The sequence below is a fragment of the Billgrantia ethanolica genome (assembly GCF_021404305.1).
Classification (GTDB): domain Bacteria; phylum Pseudomonadota; class Gammaproteobacteria; order Pseudomonadales; family Halomonadaceae; genus Halomonas; species Halomonas ethanolica.
This window is the reverse complement of record NZ_JABFTX010000002.1, coordinates 276681-300354: the sequence shown is the minus strand read 5'-3', so window position 1 is coordinate 300354 and position 23674 is coordinate 276681. Positions and strand designations below refer to the sequence as shown.

Annotated in this window: 22 protein-coding genes; 11 read left to right on the top strand and 11 right to left on the bottom strand. The window is 61.4% G+C overall.

The window, feature by feature from the left end; genetic code table 11:
* Positions 1-3057: a type I restriction endonuclease subunit R gene (locus HOP53_RS10260; protein ID WP_234269942.1), complete on the bottom strand. Its 3057-nt coding sequence runs from the start codon at positions 3055-3057 to the stop codon at positions 1-3.
* A 356-nt stretch (positions 3058-3413) separates the two neighbouring features.
* On the opposite strand from HOP53_RS10260, the gene HOP53_RS10255 reads away from it, so the two are divergent.
* Positions 3414-3815 carry an MbcA/ParS/Xre antitoxin family protein gene (locus HOP53_RS10255; protein WP_234269941.1) on the top strand — a complete coding sequence of 134 codons (402 nt, stop codon included), beginning with the start codon at positions 3414-3416 and terminating at the stop codon, positions 3813-3815.
* The gene (locus HOP53_RS10250) at positions 3812-4492 is read left to right on the top strand and encodes an RES family NAD+ phosphorylase (RefSeq protein WP_234269940.1); all 681 of its coding nucleotides are present in this window, start codon (positions 3812-3814) and stop codon (positions 4490-4492) included. The genes HOP53_RS10255 and HOP53_RS10250 overlap by 4 nt, the downstream gene beginning before the upstream one ends.
* Positions 4493-4505: 13 nt before the next feature.
* Here HOP53_RS10250 and HOP53_RS10245 read toward each other — a convergent pair whose 3' ends face one another.
* Together HOP53_RS10245 and HOP53_RS10240 are read right to left on the bottom strand one after the other, a co-directional pair.
* Positions 4506-5372 carry a DUF6544 family protein gene (locus tag HOP53_RS10245; RefSeq protein WP_234269939.1) on the bottom strand — a complete coding sequence of 289 codons (867 nt, stop codon included), beginning with the start codon at positions 5370-5372 and terminating at the stop codon, positions 4506-4508.
* Positions 5373-5443: 71 nt separating this feature from the next.
* The gene (locus HOP53_RS10240; RefSeq protein WP_234269938.1) at positions 5444-6457 is read right to left on the bottom strand and encodes a sensor domain-containing diguanylate cyclase; all 1014 of its coding nucleotides are present in this window, start codon (positions 6455-6457) and stop codon (positions 5444-5446) included.
* Between the two features lie 354 nt (positions 6458-6811).
* Between HOP53_RS10240 and HOP53_RS10235 the strand changes: the two genes are divergently transcribed.
* Positions 6812-9400 (top strand): bifunctional diguanylate cyclase/phosphodiesterase, encoded by a 2589-nt coding sequence (locus HOP53_RS10235; protein WP_234269937.1) that lies wholly within the window; start codon positions 6812-6814, stop codon positions 9398-9400.
* Positions 9401-9514: 114 nt separating this feature from the next.
* On the top strand, positions 9515-11248 hold the full coding sequence (locus HOP53_RS10230; RefSeq protein WP_234269936.1) for a PilZ domain-containing protein: 1734 nt from the start codon (positions 9515-9517) through the stop codon (positions 11246-11248).
* On the opposite strand, the gene HOP53_RS10225 is transcribed toward HOP53_RS10230, so the two are convergent.
* Both HOP53_RS10225 and HOP53_RS10220 read right to left on the bottom strand, forming a co-directional pair.
* Positions 11208-12479 carry a virginiamycin B lyase family protein gene (locus HOP53_RS10225; RefSeq protein ID WP_234269935.1) on the bottom strand — a complete coding sequence of 424 codons (1272 nt, stop codon included), beginning with the start codon at positions 12477-12479 and terminating at the stop codon, positions 11208-11210. The genes HOP53_RS10230 and HOP53_RS10225 overlap by 41 nt on opposite strands.
* Before the next feature lie 88 nt (positions 12480-12567).
* Complete coding sequence (locus HOP53_RS10220) at positions 12568-12972, bottom strand: GFA family protein (protein ID WP_234269934.1); 405 nt, start codon at positions 12970-12972, stop codon at positions 12568-12570.
* Positions 12973-13191: 219 nt separating this feature from the next.
* Between HOP53_RS10220 and hmuQ the strand changes: the two genes are divergently transcribed.
* Both hmuQ and HOP53_RS10210 read left to right on the top strand, forming a co-directional pair.
* Positions 13192-13524, top strand: a complete 333-nt coding sequence (gene hmuQ / locus HOP53_RS10215) for a heme-degrading protein HmuQ (RefSeq protein ID WP_234269933.1) — start codon at positions 13192-13194, stop codon at positions 13522-13524.
* Positions 13525-13551: 27 nt separating this feature from the next.
* Positions 13552-14208 (top strand): 5'-methylthioadenosine/S-adenosylhomocysteine nucleosidase, encoded by a 657-nt coding sequence (locus HOP53_RS10210; RefSeq protein ID WP_234269932.1) that lies wholly within the window; start codon positions 13552-13554, stop codon positions 14206-14208.
* 12 nt (positions 14209-14220) lie between these two features.
* Here HOP53_RS10210 and trxC read toward each other — a convergent pair whose 3' ends face one another.
* Together trxC and HOP53_RS10200 are read right to left on the bottom strand one after the other, a co-directional pair.
* Positions 14221-14655 carry a thioredoxin TrxC gene (gene trxC, locus HOP53_RS10205; RefSeq protein WP_234269931.1) on the bottom strand — a complete coding sequence of 145 codons (435 nt, stop codon included), beginning with the start codon at positions 14653-14655 and terminating at the stop codon, positions 14221-14223.
* Positions 14656-14836: 181 nt separating this feature from the next.
* On the bottom strand, positions 14837-15856 hold the full coding sequence (locus HOP53_RS10200; RefSeq protein WP_234269930.1) for an Acg family FMN-binding oxidoreductase: 1020 nt from the start codon (positions 15854-15856) through the stop codon (positions 14837-14839).
* A gap of 317 nt (positions 15857-16173) precedes the next feature.
* Here HOP53_RS10200 and HOP53_RS10195 point away from each other — a divergent pair, with 317 nt between their 5' ends.
* The 5 genes from HOP53_RS10195 (at position 16174) to HOP53_RS10175 (ending at position 19932) form a co-directional block, all read left to right on the top strand.
* Entirely contained in the window at positions 16174-16509 is a 336-nt protein-coding gene (locus HOP53_RS10195; RefSeq protein WP_234269929.1) for a hypothetical protein, read from the top strand.
* A gap of 217 nt (positions 16510-16726) precedes the next feature.
* The gene (locus tag HOP53_RS10190) at positions 16727-17293 is read left to right on the top strand and encodes a TetR/AcrR family transcriptional regulator (RefSeq protein ID WP_234269928.1); all 567 of its coding nucleotides are present in this window, start codon (positions 16727-16729) and stop codon (positions 17291-17293) included.
* On the top strand, positions 17290-18474 hold the full coding sequence (locus HOP53_RS10185; RefSeq protein ID WP_234269927.1) for an MFS transporter: 1185 nt from the start codon (positions 17290-17292) through the stop codon (positions 18472-18474). Before HOP53_RS10190 ends, HOP53_RS10185 begins: the two co-directional genes overlap by 4 nt.
* A gap of 87 nt (positions 18475-18561) precedes the next feature.
* Positions 18562-19095 (top strand): Mpo1 family 2-hydroxy fatty acid dioxygenase, encoded by a 534-nt coding sequence (locus HOP53_RS10180; protein ID WP_234269926.1) that lies wholly within the window; start codon positions 18562-18564, stop codon positions 19093-19095.
* A gap of 72 nt (positions 19096-19167) precedes the next feature.
* Positions 19168-19932, top strand: coding sequence for a helix-turn-helix domain-containing protein (locus tag HOP53_RS10175; RefSeq protein WP_234269925.1), 765 nt, complete (start codon positions 19168-19170; stop codon positions 19930-19932).
* Between the two features lie 5 nt (positions 19933-19937).
* Here the strand turns inward: HOP53_RS10175 and HOP53_RS10170 are convergent, their stop codons facing one another.
* The 4 genes from HOP53_RS10170 to urtD all read right to left on the bottom strand — a co-directional run bounded on the left by HOP53_RS10170 (position 19938) and on the right by urtD (position 23674).
* Positions 19938-21053: an AAA family ATPase gene (locus tag HOP53_RS10170; RefSeq protein ID WP_234269924.1), complete on the bottom strand. Its 1116-nt coding sequence runs from the start codon at positions 21051-21053 to the stop codon at positions 19938-19940.
* Positions 21054-21117: 64 nt separating this feature from the next.
* Complete coding sequence (locus tag HOP53_RS10165) at positions 21118-22164, bottom strand: aliphatic amidase (protein WP_234269923.1); 1047 nt, start codon at positions 22162-22164, stop codon at positions 21118-21120.
* Positions 22165-22239: 75 nt separating this feature from the next.
* Positions 22240-22935 carry an urea ABC transporter ATP-binding subunit UrtE gene (gene urtE, locus HOP53_RS10160; protein ID WP_234269922.1) on the bottom strand — a complete coding sequence of 232 codons (696 nt, stop codon included), beginning with the start codon at positions 22933-22935 and terminating at the stop codon, positions 22240-22242.
* On the bottom strand, positions 22928-23674 hold the full coding sequence (urtD, locus tag HOP53_RS10155; RefSeq protein ID WP_234269921.1) for an urea ABC transporter ATP-binding protein UrtD: 747 nt from the start codon (positions 23672-23674) through the stop codon (positions 22928-22930). Before urtD ends, urtE begins: the two co-directional genes overlap by 8 nt.

Here is a 23674-nt window from a genome sequence, read left to right as displayed (position 1 = left end):
TTACTCATACGCCGCCAACCCCGATATCTCGCGTCCGCTGGCCTGCTTCTTCAAAAACGGCACCAGTTCTTCCATCAATGCCAGCTCGGCCTTGCTGCGCGCCTTCCAGCCCAGTTCCAGCGGCTCAAACAGGTCGCTGAGCTGTTCGCCGTCGAAGATCATGCGGTCGAGGATACCGTCCACGAAAGTTTGCAGGGCTTCGCGGTCCAGCCCGTGGCGGTCGGCCAGGGCGGTGATTTCCTTGTGGGCCTTTTGCGCCTTGAAGGCTTGGTAGCCGTTTTTGATGTCCTCCGTGCTGCGACCTTGCCCGGCTTCCAGGGTATTGATGTAGGCGGTGATGTCCTCGCGCTCACCCATCAGGTTACTGCTGGCGCTGAGCATATTCACCAACTGTTCGCGGCTCATGGTTTGTTTGCCTGGCTTTTCCTGACTGAAGCGAGCGGCTAGGCCCATGATGTAGTCGTAGTCGATCAGTGCCGAGGAGAAGAGCACGAATTCGAAATCCAATTGCTCAATGATGTCCTGCTCTGACGAGGCCTGCTCGCCGGTTTTGCCCTGCTGCTCCTTGAGGCGCTGGGCGGTCTCCAGGTAGGCGCCGCGCAAGGAACGCAGATCGTCCTCGGGCAGCACACTGTTGATGCGTGCTTTCTGTTCCTCGTTCAGGTCGGTGTACTGATCAAGCTGGGTCTTGAGGCGCTGTACTTCCTTGAAGCGATTGATGAACTCGATGCGCGCAGTATCGCCCTTGAGGTTGTAGACGCCCTTGGGTTCGGCCACCACATCTTTTTCGGTGAGGAAATGTCCGATGGCGGCGACGGCCTGCTCGTATTTTTCGATCACCGTAGGGGCCGGGTCCACCAGCCAGATTTCGCGGGAGCGGTTGATGTCCTCACCGGAGAAGAGCGCGATGGCATCGTCCACGGCTTGCTCCTGACCACGAAAGTCGAGAATGTTGCCATAGGGCTTGGTGTCGTTGAGTACCCGGTTGGTGCGCGAGAAGGCCTGAATCAGGCCGTGGTGCTTGAGGTTCTTGTCCACGTACAGGGTGTTGAGGTACTTGGCGTCGAAGCCAGTGAGCAGCATGTCCACCACGATGGTGATGTCGATCTTGTGTTTATGCGGCAGGTCGCTGTTGGGGTATTGCTGGTCCTTGATGCGCTGCTGCACGTCCTGGTAGTAGCGGTCGAACTCGCTGACACTATGGCCGGTGCCGTACTGAGCGTTGTAATCGGCAATGATCTCTTGCAGGGCAGCTTTTTTCTGCTCCGGCTCCTGCTGGTTGTCGGCCTTCTCCTGGGGCAGGTCTTCCTGGAGCTGCTTCACATCCTTATCGCCGTTGGCCGGAGGCGAGAAGACACAAGCAATGTTGAGCGGTGTGTAATCCGAGTCTTCTGCCTGGCGCTCGGCTTGAACGTCCTTGAACAGCCGGTAATAGGCGATGGCCTCGTTGATGGAGGCGGTGGCCAGCAGGGCGTTGAATCGGCGATGGTTGGTGGCGGCTTCATGCTTGGTGAGGATGGCGTTTACCACCGCCCGCTGGGCCAGCGCCTGATCGGGCTTGGCCTTTGATTTGCACTTTGCCAGCTCGCCAATATCTCTTGCCTTTGCGGCCTCCGGCTTGCTTTCGTGCTTGAAGTAATCGATATGAAAGCGCAACACATTGCGGTCATCAATGGCATGGGTGATGGTGTAGGCGTGCAGCCGCTTTTCAAAAATGTCCTGGGTAGTGCGATAGCTGCCTACGGTGCCGTCGATCTGCTTGTAGCTGGCGTTGTCGTCAAAGATGGGCGTTCCAGTAAAGCCGAAAAGTTGCGCTTTGGGGAAAAAGGCCTTGATGGCCTGATGGTTATCACCAAACTGAGAGCGGTGGCACTCGTCGAAGATGATGACGACGCGCTTGTCACGCAGCGGGGCCAGGCGTTCCTTGTAGGTCTGCCTACCCTTGTCCTTGTGCTGCTGGGCTTTCTTGCTGGTTTCATCCAGCGCCAGGCCGAGCTTCTGGATGGTGGTGACAATCACCTTGTCAGCGTAGTCTTCGGAGAGCAGGCGGCGCACCAGGGTTTCAGTATTGGTGTTTTCCTCCACGCAGCCTTCCTGAAAGCGGTTGAATTCCTCACGGGTCTGGCGATCCAGATCCTTGCGGTCCACCACGAACAGGCATTTTTCGATATCCGGGTTGTCCTTGAGCAGGGTGGACGCCTTGAAGGAGGTGAGCGTCTTGCCGCTGCCGGTGGTGTGCCAGATGTAGCCGTTGCCCCGGTTCTGGTGAATGCAATCGACAATGGCCTTGACCGCATAGATTTGGTATGGCCGCATGATCATCAGCTTCTGCTCGCTGGCCACCAGTACCATGTAGCGGCTGATCATCCGGCCCAGGGTACATTTGGCCAGGAAGGCGTCGGAGAAGTCGTCCAGGTGGATAATCTTGCGGTTGTCTTCATCAGCCCACTGGTAGATGGGCAAAAAGCGCTCATCGGCATTGAAGGCGAAATGCTGACTCTGGTTGTTGGCGAAGTACCAAGTGTGGTCGCGATTGCTGACGATAAACAGCTGCATGAAGCACAGCAGCGTGTTGGTGTAGCCGTTGCCGGGCTCATTGCGGTACTCGACGATCTGCTCCATCGCCCGGCGCGGGTTGATGCCCAGTGTCTTAAGCTCGATTTGCACTAGCGGCAAGCCGTTGATGAGCAAAATCACATCGTAGCGGTGGTGGCTGTTGTCGGTGTTGATGCGTAGCTGGCTGATGACTTCGAAGTCGTTTTTGCACCAGTCCTTGAGGTTGACCAGCATGTAGTGCAGCGGGGTGCCGTCTTCGCGCTGGAAATAGCCGTACTCGCGAAGGGTTTTGGCGGCCTGGAAGACATCGGCGTTGATGATTTCATCGCGCAGGCGGGCAAACTCGGCATCGGTGAGACGGACGCGGTTCAGCGCCTCGAACTTGTCGCGGAAGTTCCGCTCCAGCGCGGCCTTGTCGCGAATGTCAGAACGATAGGTATATTTAAGCTCTTCGAGCTTTTTGATGAGACGTTGTTCAATATCGCTTTCTTTTGCGGTCATCCTAGCAATTCTTCCAGTCAATCAATGACTTCCCTGATGTCCCGCAAGATGTGACAAGGTGTTGCCAACTGTCACCTGCGAGCGACGTTGATGTGGTTGCAGGGTAATGCAGGGCGGGGCGCGTCGCAATCCATTGCCCTATGCTCCCCCCTTGCGCATGAGCCGTTTCGTTGTGCTCGTCAGAGCAGCCCAGCACCGAAGGTAATTTGCCCATGCACAGCATCAACGCTGTGGTTGGAACCATGAAGCCCTCTATCGAAGCTGCCTAGATCGCCGCTTCGAAGGAGGTGACATTGAGCAATATAGCCATTTGGTCGATAATTGTAAAAAACCGCCATTTGGCGAAGGAGGTCATCATGGCCCTACCTCAACTACCCGCCGAAAAGCGCCAGCACATGAGCGCCGCGGCGATGCGTACCTACCCCAACATCGCCAATGACTGGGGGCTGAAAGAGCAGGAAGCCGCCTTGCTGCTTGGCGTGCCGGAGTCGACCTATCGGCGCTGGCGCAAACAGCCCACGGCGGCCCGGCTCGACGTCAATCAGCTTGAGCGCATGTCGCTGATCCTGGGGATTTACAAGGCTCTGCAGATCTTGCTGCCGCGGGCCGATGCCGCGGATTCCTGGTTGCGCCGGCCCAATCACAACCCCCTGTTTGCAGGCCAGTCGCCTCTTGATCGGCTGCGCAGCGGCCTGGTGCAGGATCTTTATGTGGTCCGCCAGCACCTCGATACGGCCCGAGGCGGGGGCCATGCGTGACGTTTCCGCTCTCCCCCGTCAGCTGGCGCCCCTGCTACCGAATCATTCCCTCGCGTTTCCCGCCTATCGACTTGTTCGAGCGCGTCGCGGCACCTGACGACTGGGACCTGCTTCAGGAACTCGAGGGAGAAACCTCGGCACGCCTGCGCGAGCAGGCCGGGGCGATCCACCTGGTACGCGATGAAGACCGCCGATACGGCCCCGGCTGGACGCCGGTGATGGCGGCGTTCTGTCATTTCAGCGAACACGGTTCCCGCTTCACCGATGGCACCTTTGGCGCCTATTACTGTGCCTTGACCGAGGCCACGGCCATCGCGGAAACCCGCTATCGTGCCGAGCGCTTCATGCAGGAATCCAATGAGCCGCCCATGCAGCTCCAGCAGCGGGTCTACCTGGCAGACCTACAGGGCGAACTCTTCGACTTGCGCGGCAACCCACCCGGGGCCGTCCCTCTGCTGGATCCGGATGACTGGAGTGCGGGCCAGGCGTTTGGCCGCAAGGCCTGGGAGTCCCATGCCGATGGAATCGTCTACCCAAGCGTGCGTGATCCGGACGGTGAGTGTGCCGCGGTGTTACGCCCACCGGTATTGTCGGCTACATGGCAGGGCCGACACCTCGGCTATGAGTGGGACGGCGAGCGAATTCGCCATGTCCTCGAGCTGCGATTGGTGGAGTGAGGCTGGGGCCTCGCTACGGCACCACAAACCGCACCTCTCCAACCCTCACCCGAAAGAAAGGAAAGTACGCCTCGATGCCGAAGTGATTGCCCGCCTCGACCTGGGTGGGCAGGGTGAAGCCTTCGAAGTTCTGGAAATCGTCCAGGTAGCCGCCGAAGGGCTGGAGCCGCCACTCCTTCTCGGGGTTGGCGTTGCTCCAGCGCTGGAACTGTACCCAGCGCGGTTGGCAATTCTCGTCCACGGCGATTTCGATGGCTTGTTCCAGCGTGCCGCGGGTGATGATCGCACGCGCCAGATTGGGCTCGCCGGTCTCTTCCCAGTGCACTCCGTGCTGGGGCAGCAGCGCTGCCGGGGCCCAGAAGGCGGCTTCCGCTACGGCTCGGCCGAACGAGGCACGCAGGTGGTTGTCGTCGCCCCCTGCCCTGGCGACGGGCAACGTGCCGTTGAGCCAGAAGCGCGTCCAGGAGCGGCCGTTCGCCATTCCGTCCGAGCCACCCATTTGCATCAGGCCGGCGCCGGCTCGTTCGAGTCGCCAGATGAAGCCGTGCGGCGGGGCGAGTATCTGGCGGGCCCGCATGGGGCGATAGCCGGGTGCTTCCTTGCTACCGAGACCGATTTCCCCCGTCATATGGATTTCACTAACGACGTGAAGCGGCGAACCCGGGGCGATGGTGTAGAGGAAGTAGCGCCGGGCGGCGTCGGGAAGGCCTTCCACCATGGCGGGGTCGAACGTTTCGACGGTGGCGGGCGCCTGGGATTGCAGCCATGCCCAGGCCTGCTCCATCGCACGGTTGTCGGCCAGGCGCCAGGCTTGCATGGCGAGCACGCCGGTGAGTAGCAGCGCCAGCAGCAGGGTTACGGCCGTTGCCAGGTATGCCATTCGCCTGCTCCTTCGCTCCGCTGGCGTTCCCGTTTCAGCCTTCAGAGGCAGTCACCTTCACGTGGAAGCGTTTAGCCGGACACTTTTCGATGATACTCCCGCTTGGCTGCGAGTAACCGCTGGTCAGCGCGTGCGGCGAGGCTTTCCAGGCTGTCATCGCGGCGCAGGGTGGCAATCCCCACGCTGATCGAGATGGCAGCCAGCTCAAGTGTGTACTGCTGCAGGCGCTCGGCGGTGGCGCAGGCGTCTTCGCTGTTGCTCTCGGGTAGCAGGATCAAGAATTCATCGCCGCCGAAGCGGCCCAGCAGATCGTTTGTTCGCAAGGCGCCCTGCAGGCTCGCGGCAACGCGTTTGAGCGTGGCATCCCCAGCGCCATGGCCTTGGGTGTCGTTGACCTGCTTGAAGGCGTCGAGATCAATCATCAACACGCTGAGCGGAGTGCCATAGCGCCATGCACGTTCAATTTCGCGCTGACCCAGGGTCTCGATATGTCGTCGGTTGTAGCAGCCGGTCAGGAAGTCGCGGGTGGCCATCTCCTCGAGCTGGCCGTTGAGCAGCCTGAGCTCGCGATTGGCGTGCTGCAATTCAGCGGTACGTTGCTCCACGCGCGCTTCCAGCACCTGGTTGTGCCGCTCCAGCGCATTCCGGGCCTGGTGCAGCTCGGTCACGTCCTGAGAGATGCCGAAGAGATGAGTGACGCGCTGCGGGTCGTCGTCAGCATTGTGCAGCGGCACGATCAGCGTCAGCCAGTAGCCGTACTGTTCGTTGCCATGCTCATCGAAGAAGGCGGCATGCTCTTGATAACGCATCGGCTTGTTCCGCGCCACGCATTCACGGTAGCGCGCATAGATCGACTCAGCCGTAGCAGCGGGCAGAAATGCTGGCAGCGGCTGGCCCAGGCACTCACGGCCGATGGTGTCGATCTGCGCCGGGTTGGCTGCCTCGACCGTGAAGTGGCCATCTTCCTCTACACGTACCAGGAACATGTTCTCGGGGAAGTGATTCCACAGCTCACGAATCAGCGGATGCCCCATGAGGGCATCGTGAAAGGATTGCTGCGTCTGCTGAGGTGGTTCGACTGTCATGCAATCACCCACGACGAGGTTTACATTACCTTTACAGTAACCGCTAAACATGGCAAGTGTCGCCAGCCTGTCCGGTGGGTGCTCCGTGACTGCCAATATCGTCCTAAGCACCAGCCGCGTAATATTTCTTAAAGTAATTCTGGCAGCTGCCGACCTAAGGTAGCTGGGGTAGCGTCGAGCAACCGCTTCATGCTCGGCGTCGGATTCATAGGCACAAGCGAGTTCCCCACGGCGGGCTTTTCCTGCTTGTGCTCCGGCAGCGACTTTGCCTAGCCTAACCACCTCCTACGGTATTCGCTGCTCTTGAATGGCAGCCTCTTGAAGCCAGGGAGCGAGGTACATGGAGACATACGCGTGACGGACGAACTTGCCTTGCTGGAAGTTCAGCAAGATATACATGAATTGATCGCCCAGCAGGCGCCGTTGGAGACGACACTGGATGCGATTGCCCACTGGATCGGTATCCAGCTTCCCGGTGCCGTAGTGGCCTTCATGCGCTTCGATCCGGCACGTAGCTCGCTCAGTCTGATGCCCAGCCAGCGCTTCTCTCGAGCCTATTGGGAACGGCTCCAGCATGTTCCTGTAGACACCTCGTCTGCCTCGTTCGGTGCGGCTGCCTACCTGCGGCGCCAGGTCATCACTGAAGACATCCAGGCGGATCCACGCTGGGTGGCCTTCCGTGATGCCGCCCTTGCCGAAGGATTTCGCTCCTGCTGGTCGAGCCCAGTGATTACCACTCAGGGCGAGTTGCTGGGGACGTTCGGCACCTATTACCCAGAGGCCAGGGCTCCCAGCGAACTCAGCAAACGACGGCTCATCCAGGCTGCCGCCCTGATCGCCCTGGCGGTTATCAGGGACCGTGACAGCCGCCATCACCGTACCCTGGCCGAGTGGCACCGTTCTTTGTTCGTGAATCATCCAGACGGGGTCTATGAGTTCGATCTCGAGGGCCGCTTCCAGCGCGGCAACGCCGCCCTGGAACGGATCACGGGTTACCCGGCGGGGGCCCTGATCGGCCGCCACTTCAACGAGTTCGTCGCACCCGACTATCGCGAGCTGACCCAAACGGCCTTCGATGCCGCCAAGGCAGGTGCCTCGCGTCACTATGAGACCATGGGTGTCCATGCCGACGGCCATACCTACTATGTGGAAGTCACCAACTTTCCAGTAACTGTCGAAGGCGACATCATTGGCGTCTACGGCATCTGTCATGACATTACGGCGCGCAAGCGTCAGGAAGCCGAGCTGAGACTGTTGCAGCGAGGCATCCAGTCCAGTCCCAACGGGATCCTCATGGCCGATGCCACCCGGCACGACCTGCCGCTCGTCTATGCCAATGAGGCGTTCTACCGTATTACGGGCTATACCCCGGACGATGTGCTGGGCAGAAATTGTCGTTTCCTGCAAGGTAATGAAACCGACCCCGCGGCCATCGGCAAGATCCGCCAGAGCGTGGTGGATCGTACCGAGGTGCAGGTTACGCTGCTGAATTACCGCAAGGACGGCACACCTTTCTGGAATCGACTGGCCATCAATCCCGTCTTTGACGAGGCTGGCCGCTGCACCCACTTCATCGGCATCCTGGAGGACATCACCGAGCAGAAGAACCAAGAGGCCCAGATTGCTCATCAGGCCACACACGACCTGCTCACTGACTTGCCCAACCGACCCGCGCTTGAGAATCGCCTCGAGCATGTTTTCCGAGTGAGTCGGGAGAACCAGAAACTGCTAGCGGTGATGCACCTCGATCTCGATGGATTCAAGGCAATCAACGATGGGCTGGGTTATACCGTCGGCAATCAACTGCTGATGGCCGTCGCCGACCGCCTACGGCAGCTGCTTCGCCACACTGACACCCTAGCCCGCCTCACCGGAGATGAGTTCGTCTTTCTGATGCCTGGCTTCAGGGCCCGAGAAGAAGTGATAGATGCCGCTGAGCGCATTCTCAATGCTTTGGAACACCCGTTCGAGATCGACGGCCGCGCGTTACACATCAGTACCAGCATTGGCATCGCTTGCAGCGACGAAGACGTTCACCAGGCTCAAGAATTGTTACAGCATGCCGACCTGGCCGTAGAGGCGGCTAAAAAGCAGGGACGCAACACCTGGCAGTGGTACCAGGGAGAAGGGGTTGGGCACACCAGCGAGCACGTAATGCTGCGCCATGACCTCCATACCGCGCTGCGTGAAAACCAGTTCGAGCTCTACTACCAGCCGGTGGTCGATGCCGTCAGTGGCCAGATTCGCAGCGTCGAGGCCCTGGTCAGGTGGCACCATCCCACACATGGCATGGTATCTCCTGGAATCTTCATTCCTATCGCCGAACAAACCGGCCAGATCATTCCCCTGGGCCGCTGGGTTCTGAGACAGGCATGCCAGAGCCTGGCCGAGCAGCTCGCAAAGGGGGAGCGTATATTTCCGGTGGCGATCAACATCTCGTCGCTGCAGTTCCACCGCGATGGTTTCCTCAATGAAATACAAGACATCCTGGACGAAACGGGCCTGCCGCCCGAACTCCTCGAGCTGGAGATGACCGAAAGCATCTTGATGGTGGGCGCTGAACTGGCTATCGAGATGATCCGCAGGCTGCGTGGAATGCGGATCACGGTCGCTATTGACGATTTTGGTACCGGCTTCTCAAGCCTTAGCTACCTGCGCGACCTGCCCATCCATAAGATCAAACTGGACCGCGCCTTTATCCAGAACATCCTCACCAGCCGTAGTAATGCCGCCATCGTCCAGGGCATCATCACCATGGCCCATCATATGGATCTGGTGGTGGTCGCCGAAGGCGTTGAGGAGCGTGAACAGCAGCAGGACCTGATCCGTCGCAACTGCAACCTGTTACAGGGCTTCCTGTTCGCCCGCCCCATGCCCCTGGCGGACCTCATGGCCTTACCGGATCGACTCCCGCTGATGAATGACGACACCATCATTGATTGACACCTTGAATTAGGCATACCATAGTTTACTTAGCGAGCCTTATTTTTCTCAGCCGAAATTTTTCCGTTTAATAACAATAATTAAATCCCTCCGACGCCATACGCAGGATACGCCATGGCTATTGCTCCCCGTCCCGGCAACCCCGCAGCACAAGTCATTCGCTCGTTACTTCAACACAAGCACGAGTTTTCGCTGTACTCCAAGGCCATGCCCTATGCCTTGGCCGTTGAGGTCACCGAGCTCGACCTGGATAGTGGCCATCTGGTGCTGGAAGCCGAATACAGTGATGGAAATCTGGAGCACTACTTCACCAAAGGAAGCTTGAGCTTCGACCTGGAAGCTCTGAAGGGCCCACAAACCAGCGAGCGCGAGACCTACAGCCTCACCAACGTAGCCGCCAAGCTGCTTAAGACGGACAGTACATCGTATCGTCTGGAGTGCCAGCTACCCGAATCGGTGTTTGTGCATGAGAATCGGGGAGCGGTACGCATTCCCTTCATCCTCGGTATGCAGACCCGCGTCAGCCTCGAAGTCTACTTGCATGAACTCAACATACCAGGCCGACTACGCAACCTGTCGGTGGGCGGCTGCATGGTCGACATTGATCTGGCAGATAGCATCGCACTTGGTGTGGACCAGGACATTCCGGGGGTCACATTGGAATTCCCCAACGGTGAGAGCTTCTTCGCTGAAGGCTCGATCCGGCATATCCGCCCCTTCGGTAACCATGGATATGCCGCGGTCGGCGTTCAGTTCATACACATGTCAACGGCCCAGACAGAAGCCCTGTTCCGGTACGTGAATGAGTCGGAGCGAGAGGCCGCCTACCGCACCGGGTCCAACGAAAAGATGACCCAACACTCGCCGCTGTTCATACCAGGCGCCAAGGAGAAGAAGATACTTCAACGAGAAGCCCAGGAGCAGGAGAAGCACACTCGCCAGTCGCCCATGGAGCGCGGCGTGATGAACGTGGCCCATCAGCTCCAGGTGGGGTTGATGTACATGAAGACGCGTAACCTGTTCCCCAGTGAAATTTTCTATGATTGCGTCGACACGCTGCGCTACCTGGTGGAACAGGACCGCAAGGCCTTACTGTATGCCCTGGCGTTCCTGCGCGACGAACCCGACTGGGTCAGGCATGCAGTCCAGGTCGCTGGCCAGTTGGCGGATTTCATGATGCTGCGCGACCCACATGATCCCCAGGTGCGTGAGGCAATACTGGGCGCCTTGATGCACACCATGGGCAAGCCACTGCTGGTCAGTGCACAGCTACCGTCACTCAAGGTGAACATGAACCCGGCACAGAAGGCGATACTCAGGGGTCATGTGACTGTGTTACGCGACAAGCAGCACGAACTTGGGTGGGAGCCAAGCCCAACCTGCCGCGATGTGATCGAGAATGCCAACGAACGTCCGGACGGCTCCGGCTATCCGATGGGCAAGCGCGGCGAGCAGCTCTCTGAGCTGATTCGTTTGGTCGCGGTGATCAAAGCGATCAACAAGCTGATGCATGCGCGTAACGGCGTACCACCACGTTCACCACTCGATGCCTACCGAAAGATCCATGAAGCAGATACTGCCTACGACAAGACGGTGCTTGTGGAATACATTCAAGTGTATGGGCTGTATCCGATCGGTAGCCTGGCCAAGTTCTCGGGTGGCTTTCTCGCCTGGGTAATGGATATCGACGGCAAAGGTATGCCAATCCAAGTCCACGTCGTCAAGAACCTGCGCTTTCCTGAGACCAACATCAGTAGTGTGCTTACAAAAAGCGACTTTTCTCAGATCGGTAAGCTCGAGGACATTGTCAATCCCGCTGATTACGGATTGAAGGTCGTGAAGGTGTAGAACCACTGTTCTCCACGGTCACCCTGCCAATGTGATTGGTGCCAGTCTGGTGGATCAGCAGGGCTTCGCCGTCGAGGGTGGTGCGCATGTGGCGCAAGATGCCGGCATGTACCGGGCCTGAGGGGATCGGCCAGCTCTGGAAGGATTCCGCCTCGGGATCGAAGCGCACCAGCATGTCCGGCCGCACGCCGCTTTCGTTGTACCAGACCGCTCCGTCGAACACGGCGATGGCATAGGGGTGGGAGTCCGGACCGCTGGGCGAGTCCCACTCCTGGATATCGCCGCTGTCGGGGTCGTAACGCCCCAGCCGGCCCAGCCCGGAATTGACCCACCAGATGATGCCGTCTTCGTCGATATCGAGCCGGCGCACCGTGGTGCCAGCCTCGGGCAAGGCGATCTCGCTCACTTCCATCGATTCGGGGTCGACGCGCAGCAAGCAGTTCGCCCCGTTGCAGGAGGCCCACACGGTGCCATCCGCAGCGATCTTCAGCCCATAGGGTCGCGAGCCTTCACGCGGGCTGGTGGCCAGCTGCACCTCGCCGGTTTCCGGGTCCAACCGGCCAATCATGTTGCTCTGCTGCAGGGTGAACCAGAGGATACCGTTCTCGGCGAACTCGGCGGTGTGCGGATCGCGCGCGGCCTCGTCGGGCATGGGGTATTCGGTGATCTCGCCGGTTTGCGGGTCGAATCGCCCCATGGTGGCGTTGCGGTTGCCGGTGTACCAGGCTGCTCCGTCGGGGCCGATGTTGACCGAGTGGGGCCTTGCGCCCGGGGGCAGCTCGAACTCCTCCATCTCGCCCGTTTCGGGATCGATCCGGCCGAGGATGTCCAGCCACTGCCCTACCCACCAGATACTGCCGTCCGGCGCTTCGACCGGATCGCGAGAGCGCTGCCCCAGCGTGGGCACCTTCCACTCTTCGAACTGGACGCTCAGCGGGCCATCGGCCGGCGTTGCGGCCCGATTATCGCTGGGTGGGAAGTGCTCGGCGAGATAGCCGAGGATCTCGTCCTGCCGCGCGGGGGCGTCCGACAGTTCGATCATGGTGGAGATGAGAAAGTCCCACTCCTCGTGAGTGTACCCTGAGCTGCGCTCGATCAGGTTGACGCCGTGGCAGGCAGCGCAGACGGCTTCGAACGTCTCCCGGCCCTCCCCTTCCGGCAGCGCGAGGGCGGCGTAGGGGTGGTACAGCACTGCTGCCAGGAAAACGGTACCAAGCGTTCTGCGAGCCATGTCGTTGTTCTCGATGTTGGCGAAGTCCTCTGAGCGTAGCCAATAACCCGGGGCAACCCAACAGACGACGCCAGGCTATCGGTGAGAGTCAGCGCTTCAACGCAGCTTGCGGGAACCTGGGCAGCTCGTCGGCAAGCTCGAACCACTCGGCCTTGGACGAAACCCAGGCGTGGTAGAGTTTGCTGGGCGATACCGGGGTATCCAGGGTGCCGAGGCGCAGCCGCTTGGCCTCGGGCAGGTCGTCGCGGGCGCTGTAGAGCGGGCTACCGCACTCGCTGCAGAACACCCGCACCTTGCCGGGCGTGGCGCGATACTCCTTGAGATACTCCGCGCCTCGGGTGATGCGAAACTCGGCGGAACGGATGGGCGCCACGGCAACGAAGGCCGAGCCCTGGGCCTTCTGGCACTGCTTGCAGTGGCACATGGAGACTTCATCGATCTCGCCGCGGTACTCGTAATCGACCTTGCCGCATAGGCAGCTTCCCTTGTGCATCGGCCTCTTCTCCCGGTGGCTTTCGCTTACCATACCCGTTTCGCTATCCCGCGCCACTTTCACAAGGTCGGCACAAGGTCGGCACAAGCTCAGATCAGCACAGGGTCAGCGCAGAGTCGGCCGATGGTCGCAGGTTCATCCCTACGCTTGCCCCCTATCGGCGTCGGTGTCATCGTAGTTCGGTGACCATCAGCCGCCTGAACCACAAGGAGCGTTATCGTGTTCATCGCCATGAACCGTTTTCGGGTCAACCCCGAGCGAGTAAAGGAGTTCGAGCAGATCTGGCTGGAGCGGGAGACCCACCTGCAGGGCCTGCCCGGCTTCGTCGAGTTCCATATGCTGCGCGGCCCCGAGAAGGAGGACCACGTGCTCTACGCTTCACACACCATCTGGCGCTCGCGGGAGGACTTCGAGGCCTGGACGCACTCCGAGGCGTTCCGCAAGGCCCACGCCAACGCCGGCCAGAGCAAGCGCGAGGGGCTCTACCTGGGTCCGCCGAACTTCGAAGGGTTCGAGGTCATTCAGACGGTCGGCAACGATAGCGATGCCTGAGGCCATGAAACGAATGAGGATCGACGTATGAGCGCGACCCGGCACACGCCGCCAACGCTGACGACGCTTGGCGGCCGCCAGGTGCTCTTCGCGATGGCCGCTGAGGCCGAATACGGCCCGCATCTCAAGCAGCGTTTCGCGCCGTTCATGACCGGCGTCGGCCCGGTGGAGGCGGCGGTTGAGCTTACCGCGGCCCTGGCCGCTCTAGCTCAGCAGGGGCGCCTGCCGGACCTGGTGGTGTCGCTGGGCTCGGCGGGCAGCCGGGTGCTGGAGCAAACCGAGATCTATCAGGCGACCTCCGTCGCCTACCGCGACATGGACGCCTCGCCGCTGGGCTTCGAGAGGGGCACCACGCCCTTCCTCGACCTGCCGGCGATCGTTTCCCTGCCGCTGCGCATTCCCGGCATTCGTGAAGCCACGCTCTCCACCGGGGCCAATATCGTCTCGGGCGAAGCCTATGCCGCCATCGCTGCGGATATGGTGGACATGGAGAGCTACGCCTGCCTGCGCGCCTGCACCCGCTTCAACGTGCCGCTGATCGTGTTGCGCGGCATCTCGGACGGCAAGGCGGAGCTGCACCACGTGGATGACTGGACTGAGTACCTGCACGTCATCGACGAGAAGCTGGCCGCCGCCGTGGACCGGCTTGGCGAGGCGCTCGCCGAGGGGCTGCTGGATCGCTGACCTTATGGAGCTTCAGACCAGGAAAGGTTCGAGCCAGCGCTTGAGCTGTGAGCCCTGCATCAGCCCGGCCTGGCGGACGATTTCACGTCCCTGCTTGAACACGATCAACGTGGGAATGCTGCGAATGCCGAAGCGCCCGGCCAAGCCCGGCTCCGCCTCGGTGTCGAGCTTGGCGAAGCGGATGCGCGGCTCCAGTTCGGCAGCGCTCTGGGCGAAGACCGGCGCCATCATCTTGCACGGGCCGCACCAGCCGGCCCAGAAGTCCACTACCACCGGCAGCTCGCTGCGCTCAATCAGCGCCGCGTAGTTGGCGCTGGTGAGCTCCAGCGGCGCCCTGGTGAACATTGGCTGCTTGCACTTGCCGCAGCGCGAGGCGGCCAGGCGCGCCGTGGCCACGCGGTTGATGGCCAGGCAGTGGGGACAGGCCAGATGCAGGGAATCGGACATGGCTGGGCTCCGGGATAAGTGGGATTGACGAGGAGATGGAGGCATCCGGGCTGGAAGTAAAGCCAAGCACATTCCTGCCGGCATGCCCTGGAGAGCCGAATGGCGGACTTATTTCGCTCACCCGGCGAGCCGAATAGACGAGCGATTCGGCTCACAGGTCAAGAAGAGATCTGATTGCAGGTCATGGGACAAGGACCGCTTCCACCGGCCTGCGCAGCGAGCGGGGCATTGCCTTGCCCCGGCCGAACCGAACTACCAGGTCGGGGCGCCCGACGACGATACCCAAGGCCTCGGCGAACGCCGGACGCACGCTCGTCTCCTCGACCGGCTGGTTGATGAAGGCGTTGCAGATGCCGAGTGCCGTCGCCTGCAAGGCGAAACGCTGATAGCAGCGCCCGGCTTCCACCCAGTGCGCCTTGTCGTCGACTTCCGAGATGAACACGGCAATACCGGCGGAGCTGCGGATTTGCCGGGTGAGTTTGGTATTCTCGGTGCCTTGGCGTAGCAGCGCGCGAAACAGCCACCGGCCCAGCCACCGAGGCGTGGCCGGACTTCCCATGGCCCGCGCAAAGAGCCCATCCCCGGCCTCGAGGGCCTCGCGTTCGCCAAAGCGGATCCAGGCCTCGAGCTCCTGCCGGAAGGGGCGGCTACGAATCTGCAAGCTGTTGGCCAGAAGCACGAACCCCAGCACCTGCTCTATCGCCGGTCGCTCGGTCAGCAGGCTGATGGAGACCCCATCTCCGGTTCCGGCCCCCTGGAGCAGGTAGAGCTCCTGGTCGGTAACCGGCACGCCATCGTAGTCGGAGCGGGTGCACTGGCGTGCCGGGATGGCCTCGAACAGCGGGGAGCGCTCCGCCTGGCAGGGTGCCAGCGTCACGCGGACTTCCCCCTCCTCTTCGGCATGAAACGTGACCTCGCCCTGCATGCCGAGCGCCCGCGCCGCCAGGCTCAGGTTCTCGGCAGCGCATCCCAGCGAAACGTAGAGATGGTGGTCGTCCGGATCGACGACCGGGGTGCGCCGGGTGAGATCCGGCAGGATCGTGATGGCTTCGTCCGCGACTCTAAAGCGCCAGCACTGGGTGTTGTGCCCAGAAGGTGCCAGGGTGGCATAGCGAATGAGTTCGTTCAGCCGAGCGGCATGATCGGTCACTTGCCCATCGCCATGGCGCCACAGACTCGCCACTACCTGTTCGTAGTTCATCGCCGCCCCCCTGCTCCACCCACTCTGACGAAGCCCCCTGGTTGCCTCAGTTTAGCGGGTGCGGGTCCAGGTAGCGCTTGGTCAGTGTCCAGAAGCCAGAAGCCAGAAGCCAGAAGCCAGAAGCCAGAAGCCAGAAGCCAGAAGCGAGGATATATGGAGTGAATGAGCCTCGCTCCGCGTGGCTTCGCCACAGTCGGTCGGGTGCGCGCGGATAGCGTACATTTTTTCCATTGAGCCCACCGCCTTGCCTCAGGCAGGATGGAGAGAGGAAAGCAGGTTGGTAGAAACAAGCAACGGCATACCGCTGGAGGAGCCACATGCAACCGCTTAGCTACTACTACTACAACGTGCTGGAAGGTCTCGAAAAGCCGTGCGACGTGCCGGCGTCCCAACTGCAGGAGGGCTACGATATCCTGTATCGACACGGCGGGCGCATCGAAATGGACCTGATGCGCAAGGCCGAGGATAGCAATGCCCAGGGTAAGCCCTACCACTGGTATGAGGCCCTGGACGAAGAGCAGCAGGCGAAACTGCACAAGGCCCTGGATGACGAAAATCCCGCCAAGATTCTCAAGATCATCCAGCGCAACGGCTATGCCGGCGTACTCTATCACCATGCCTGGCATCACTTCCGGGAGTCGGGGGCTGCCTAGGGACCGACATCAAGAGATTTACCAGCAGGTCGGACAAGTATCACCGACTGCTTGATAAGCAAGTCTTGACGTGAAGGGCCGCTTTTCCAAGGAAAGCGGCCCTTCTTCTTAGCGTTTGACACTCCCCGCTCCTGTGGTTTTAGATATGGCCAACATTTAGATAGATCGGTCTATACAAACCTGGTCTATGTTGATTGAAATACAGGAGCGCCATCGAATGCCCGCCTCCAAGCGTGACCATCTGCTCGCCACGGCCGAGCGTCTGTTCTATGAGCAGGGCTTTCATGCCACCGGCATCGACCGCATCGTGGCGGCAGCCGGGGTGGTACGCATGACGCTCTACAACCACTTCGCCTCCAAGGAGGCGCTGGTCACGGCGGTGCTGCAGACGCGCCATGAGCGCTTCGTCGCCAGCCTGGATGCGGCCACCGCCACCGCCCCTCCCGGCCAAGCGACACGAGCTCTGGTCGAGGCCCATGGCCGCTGGCTTGAGCACAGCAGCCAGCAGGGCTGCATCATGGTCAAGGCGATGGGTGAGTTTGCCGAGCACAGCGCCGAGGTTCATGCGCTGGCGATCTCCGCCAAGCGTGACCTGCTGGCACGCATCGAAGCCGCTGTGGCACGCGATGGTCTGGATCATCACGCCGAGCTGGCACGACGCCTCTTCATGGTGCTGGAGGGCAGCAATACGGCGGTGGTGCTTTTGGGCATGCAGCCGGCTCTGGCTGACACTCTGGCGGTGGCCGATGCCCTGCTCACCGCAGCCCGGAGCGAGAGATCATGAGGCCTCTCTCCGCTCTCGGCATGGCGGCCCTCGGCAGCGGGATCATCGCCATCACCTACGGGCTGGCCCGTTTCGTATTCGGGCTGTTTCTACCTGCGATGCGCGACGAGTTGACGATCTCTTCGACCATGGCGGGTGTGATAGGCGCTCTGCCATTCCTGAGCTTCGTCTTCGCCATCCTCGCTGCGCCTTGGGTGACACAGCGCCTCGGGGTCCGCCGTGCCGGCGTTGCGGCGGCCGCCTTGGCCGGGGTCGGGCTGATGACGATTGCCCTGGCACCCTCCTCGCTGCTGCTGGCCGTCGGCGTGCTGATCTGCGGTATCAGTACCGGCCTTTCCTCACCGGCGATGGCGGAAGCGGTGTCTCGGGTCGTGCCACCCAGGCTGCGTGGGCGGGTCAACGCCACCATCAACGCGGGCACCAGCGTGGGCATCGCGCTAGCCATGCCCGCGGTGCTGATCTGGGCGGAGGCCTGGCGCAGCGCTTATATCGGCTTCGCCGCCTTGGCGGCCCTGGGCGCACTGGCTGCCTACCTGTTCCTGCCCCGTGACGATCGCTCCGCCCTGCCATCATTGCCATCCCTCGCGTCCCTGCCGGTGAGCCGTGAACAGTGGCACGCCATGGCCCGGCTGAGCGGCCTGGCCGCCGGCATGGGATGCGCGAGCGCGGCTTACTGGGTATTTGCTCCTGATGCGGTAATCGCCGCGGGTGGCTTGGGATCGAGCCAGACCGCCTGGATGTGGCTGGCAGTCGGCCTCGGCGGGCTGACAGGGGGCAGCGCTGGCGATCTCATCACGCGCTTCGGTTCGGTGTTCAGCCATGCCGCTGGCCTGGTGGTGCTCTCCGCCAGTCTGGTTCTGCTGGCCCTGGCCCCCGGCCATTTCCCTCTCGCCCTGGCGTCTGCAGCCCTGTTCGGCGCCGGGTACATGACTCTAACCGGGTTTTATCTGGTCAGGGGGATCGAGATCATGGAGGATGCGCCCGCCTTCGGCCCGGTGCTGCCGCTGCTTGCTACCTCGGTCGGTCAGGTCACCGGCTCACCACTGGCCGGCTGGCTGGTCGGAGCCGAAGGCCATGGCACCACCTTCCTGCTCTTCGCCGCCCTGGGGCTAGCCGTCGCCGGGCTGGGTGCGTGGCTGTTGTGGGAGCGAGTAGGCGTCGATTCGCACGCTCAGGGATAATGGCTCGTCGGATGGCTAGTCGAAGAAGCGTCTCGCCCTGCACCGGTAGCAGTTACATACAAGGCAGCGCCCTCTGGTGAGCCTAGCATGAGCATGACCCCCGCCAAGAACAACGAGGGCATGACCATGCGTAGCCTGCAGCAATTCCTTGACGACTACGGCGAGAGCCATCGCCATCCGGTGAACCAGTGGGTACACATCGTCTGTGTGCCGGCCATTCTGTTTTCCACTCTGGGACTGCTGTGGCTGGTGCCGCTTGGCCGCTGGCTGGGCCTGGAAGGCGGTGCGGCCGAGTGGGTCAATGGCGCCACCCTGGTGGGCGTGCTGGCCAGCCTGGTTTACCTGCGCCTCTCCTTGGGTGTCTTCTTGATGATGCTCGCCTGGTTTGCCCTTTCCGTGCTGGGCATCCTCGCCATCCTCAACGCGGGGTGGTCGCTGCTCTGGATTTCGTTGATCGTCTGGGTGGCGGCATGGGCGCTACAGGTATGGGGGCATAAGGTGGAAGGCAAGAAACCATCGTTCATTGAAGATGTGGTCTTTCTGCTGATCGGCCCGATCTTCGTCACCTTCGAAGTGGCGCACAAGCTGGGGCTGCGCGTGCCGCGCCCGGCCGGGCATTGAGCCTGCCGTACCGGCGCCCGCTTCTTGAATGGCGTATCCTCGGCGTTATGGATCGATAGCCATGGATCGCCTGTGACGGATATCTCGCCCCTGCGCGGCACCCTCTACCTGTGGAACGACCGCTGGATGCTGCTCGGCCGTCTGCCGGCCAACCGGGCACACCGCCACGTCAGTGCGTCGTTGCTGCTGGGGCTGGATGGCACGTTCGAGCTGGACGTGGAAGAGACGCGCCGCCAAACCCGGGCGGCGGTGGTGGCACCGGACGTAGCCCAGGCCCTGAACCCTGGGCAGACCACCATGCTGGTGGCCCAGCTCGATCCAGACAGCGATGCCTGGCGCCGCTTGGCAGGCAGCCTGGCAGGACGAGCCAGCATGGAGCTGGCGTTGGCCGAGGAACAGGCCCGAGCGCTGGCCCAGAGCGACGATTGCCATACCCTCTCGGCCAAGCTGGCGCGCTTCCTGGCCGCTACCGACGGGCCGCCGCTGCCGCTGGATCCGCGCATCGCGGCCATCTGCCACTACCTGCGTGAGGCCCTGCCGGAAAGGCTGGATGCTGCGGCGTTGGCCGAGCGCGCCGGAATCTCCACCTCGCGACTCACGCACCTGTTCCGCGAGCAAACGGGGGTGACGCTGCGGCGCTTCCTGCTGTACCTGAAGATCACCCGCGCCATGGCCCGCTGGCAGCCGGGAATGACCCTCTCCACCCTGGCCGCGGAAGCGGGCTTCTACGATCAGCCGCATCTGGTGCGCACGGCCCGCGACATGTTCGATGCCCTGCCCTCGGCCTATATCGGTACGGGGGAGTTCCACATCTGTCGCTGCAGCGAAGCTGGTTGAGCGTCTTACCCAGATGCCCCATGTCTGAATTTCACCATGCCCGTCTCTATATATGCTTCCACCAGCTGTGGCGTATTACTACGCTGCAGATCGTTCAGCAGGAAGACGGCGAGCGGCGCCTCCACGTGCTGGCGTATCGCACGACGCAGCGAGCGTGCACCAAACTTCCTGTCGAAGCCGATGCGGCCGATATACTGCTTGACGGTATGGTCCAGATAGAGAGTAACCCCGTGCTTCGCCAGGCGGCGGTTTGCCCGTTTAATCTCCATGTCGATCAGCGAATCCAGGATGTCGTTGTCCAGCCAGTTGAATACGGTGATGGTGTCGATTCGGTTGACGAACTCAGGTGTAAAGCGGCGCAGCAATGCGTGCTCTGCAAGCTTCGTGAGTACCTTCCTGTCGCGTTGCGGCGATGGTGGTAGCAGTCGTCTAGGCCACCGGATCTTGGCCCGCTCATGCGCCTGGATACGCTTGGCACCCAGGTTGCTGGTCATGAACACAAGCGAGTTGCGGAAGCTGTAGGTGCGTTCTCCCGAAGCGACCGTTAGGCGCCCATTGTCGAATACATTGAGCAGGGTCTGGACCACTTCGTCAGAGGCTTTTTCAAGCTCATCGAAGAGCACGATGCCGGGCTTGCCAATGGTGCCCTCGATTAGGCTCTGGTCGAACAGGGTGGTACCCTCCTTGCTGCCGACATAGCCCGGGGGAGCGCCCGTCAGGGCGGCGGCATAGTGCTCCTGCGCCAGGGTATTCATGTCGATGCGACAGAAGGCGTCGGCGTCACCGTGCAGGGCCCGAGCCAGGGCACGTACCATCTCGGTCTTGCCCACCCCCGTAGGGCCGAGGAACAAGGCGGTATGCAGCGGGCGTCGAGGATCGGCAATATCCGCACGCACGATCTGCAGGGCACGCTCGAGTGCCGCCAAGGCCTCATCCTGCCCGAGTATCTCGCTGCGGACGGCAGCCATGATGCCGTCTACGTCGAAGCGATAGCGGCTTTCGATTGCCGCGGCATCCAGCGATTGCACCGGTACCGCAGCCCCCTGGTTTTCCGCCGCGAGACGCTCCAGCTCCATCCGCTTGCGGCTGCTTTCATCCAGCATTTCATTCAGAAAAGGCATATCGCTCCCCCTGCATGGGTCCGGTCCGGCCGTATCGGCCAGACCGGGTCAGTACAACGGCAGGTCAGCCGCCGTGTTCCTCTTCCTTGGCATCGTACGGCAGCGTTCCGACCGGAGCGCACGCGACACCTACCTTGGAGCGGGTGAAGCTCTCGACCTGCTCGCGGGTCTTCTCCGCGTCGTTCACCCAGTTGCGATAGAACTCGAACGGGCAGTCCGCCACGCCCTTGTCTCCATCGCCTGCGGCATGCAGTGCGGTATAGCCGCGGTGTAGGATCTTGAACAGGTGGTTCTGCGACTGGTCGTTGGCGCGCGCATCGCGGATGGTGCTCACCGACAGCTGGGCATACTGGATGCCGTTCTCCTCGGTGCCACACTCGCCCAGGGTGCGTCCGTCGAAGCCGATGATCGAAGAGTGGCCGAAGTAGCTGTAGACGCCATCGAAGCCGGCGGCGTTGGCTACCGCGACGTAGCAGTTGTTGGCCCAGGCCATGCATTTGGCCATGTTGATCTGCTGCTCCTTAGCGGGATACATATAGCCCTGGCAGCGAACGATCAGCTCAGCACCTCGCATGGCACAGTCGCGCCAGATCTCCGGATAATTGCCGTCATCGCAAATGATCAGGCTGATCTTCATGCCCTTGGGCCCCTCACTGACGAAGGTCTGGTTGCCGGGGTACCAGCCTTCGATCGGACACCAGGGGATGATCTTCCGATAGGTCTGCACAATTTCACCCTGGTTGTTCATGAGGATCAGGGTGTTGTAGGGATTGCGCTTGGGATGATCCTCGTGGCGCTCGCCGGTGAGGGAAAAGACCCCCCAGGTATTGGCCTTGCGGCAGGCACGAGCGAGAATCTCGGTTTCCTCTCCCGGAATGGTGACTGCGGTCTCCATCATCTCGTCGGGGTCGTACATGATCCCCTGCAGGCTGTACTCCGGGAAGATCACAAGGTCCAGCCCGGGCAGACCCTGTTTCATGCCGACGATCATGTCGGCAATCTTCTGGGCGTTTTCCAGGACCTCCTGACGAGTATGTAAGCGCGGCATCTTGTAGTTGACGACGGCCACGCCTACCGTATCGTTGCTGCTCGAAATATCACCATGTCTCATGATTCGACTCCTGTTGTTGTTACGTCTCAAGATCGCCGCTTCTGGGCGACAAACACTGCTGACGCGAGGCCAGCCCTAGAACGCGAGGAACTCATGGGCGACGTCGTCGGTGAGGTCCTCGGCACTGCCCGCCACCGCTACCCGGCCTTTGTCGAGCACGATGAACTTGTCGGAAACCCGGCGTGCGAACGGGATGTTCTGCTCCACTAGCAAGATGGTTATTCCCATTTTCTTGTTGAGATGGACGATCACCTCCTCGATCTGCTGAACGATATTGGGCTGGATGCCTTCAGTGGGCTCGTCCAGCAACAGCACCTCAGGGCCAAGCGCCAGGGCGCGTGCAATGGCCAGTTGTTGCTGCTGTCCACCGGACAGGTCGCCACCGCGGCGGTTCATGAATTCCTTGAGAATGGGAAAGAGCTCCAGAACCCCTTCCGGCATCTCACGCCGGCCGTCTTCACGGCCGAAGGCGCCCATGAGAATGTTCTCCTTGACGGTGAAGCGAGGGATGATGGCCCGGCCCTGGGGGATGTAGCCGATTCGACGGCGGGCGCGTTCCGGGGTCGGCAGGTCTCCGATGCTTTCTTCCTTGAGCCGCAGTGTGCCCTTGATGCCATCTGTCAGCCCCATGATGCTTTTCAGCAACGTGGTTTTGCCGACGCCGTTGCGGCCCAGGATGCTGAAGAGCTCGCCTTTTCCCGCTTTGAAGTTGACGCCCTGGAGAACCGGGCTCTTGCCGTAGAAAGAATAAAGGTCGCGTGCTTCAAGCATGGTTGGCCACCTCGTTGCCCAGATAAGCCGCCCGCACCTTGGGGTCGTTCTCTATCTCCTCGATCGAGCCTTGCGCCAGCAGGGCTCCCAGCTCCATCACCGTTACCGTCTCGGCAATCTGTCGCACGAAGGTCATGTCGTGCTCGACCACGATCATGGTGTGATGCCCCTTCAGCGAATTGAAAATCTCGCCGGTTCGCCGGGTCTCCTGGATCGTCATGCCTGCCGTCGGCTCGTCCATCAGGATCAGCTTGGCGTCCTGAATGAGCAGCATGGCGATTTCGAGCCACTGGGTCTGACCGTGGGAGAGGTTGCCCGCCTTGGTGTGGACGTGATCTTTCAGCTCCACCAGCTCCAGGACCTCTTTCAACCTGCCTCGAATGTGGGTGCGAAAGACGAAGCCCGACGCCAGGATCCCGGGGTTCTGTGAGCGCGCGATTTCCATGTTTTCCAGTACCGTCAGCTCCTTGAACACCGAGGGTGTCTGGAACTTGCGTCCGATTCCCAGACGCGCCCGCCTATGCTCGCTCAAGCCGGTAATGTCACGCCCTTCGAACAGGATCTGGCCCGAGGTAGCGGCGGTCTTGCCGCAGATGAGATCCAGCGTGGTCGACTTGCCCGCGCCGTTGGGGCCGAGCAGGCAGCGCAGCTCGCCTTGCGCCACGCTCAGGTCGAGATTGTTGACCGCCTTCAAGCCACCGAACTGGACCGACAGGTTCTTGAGTTCCAAATGCCCCAT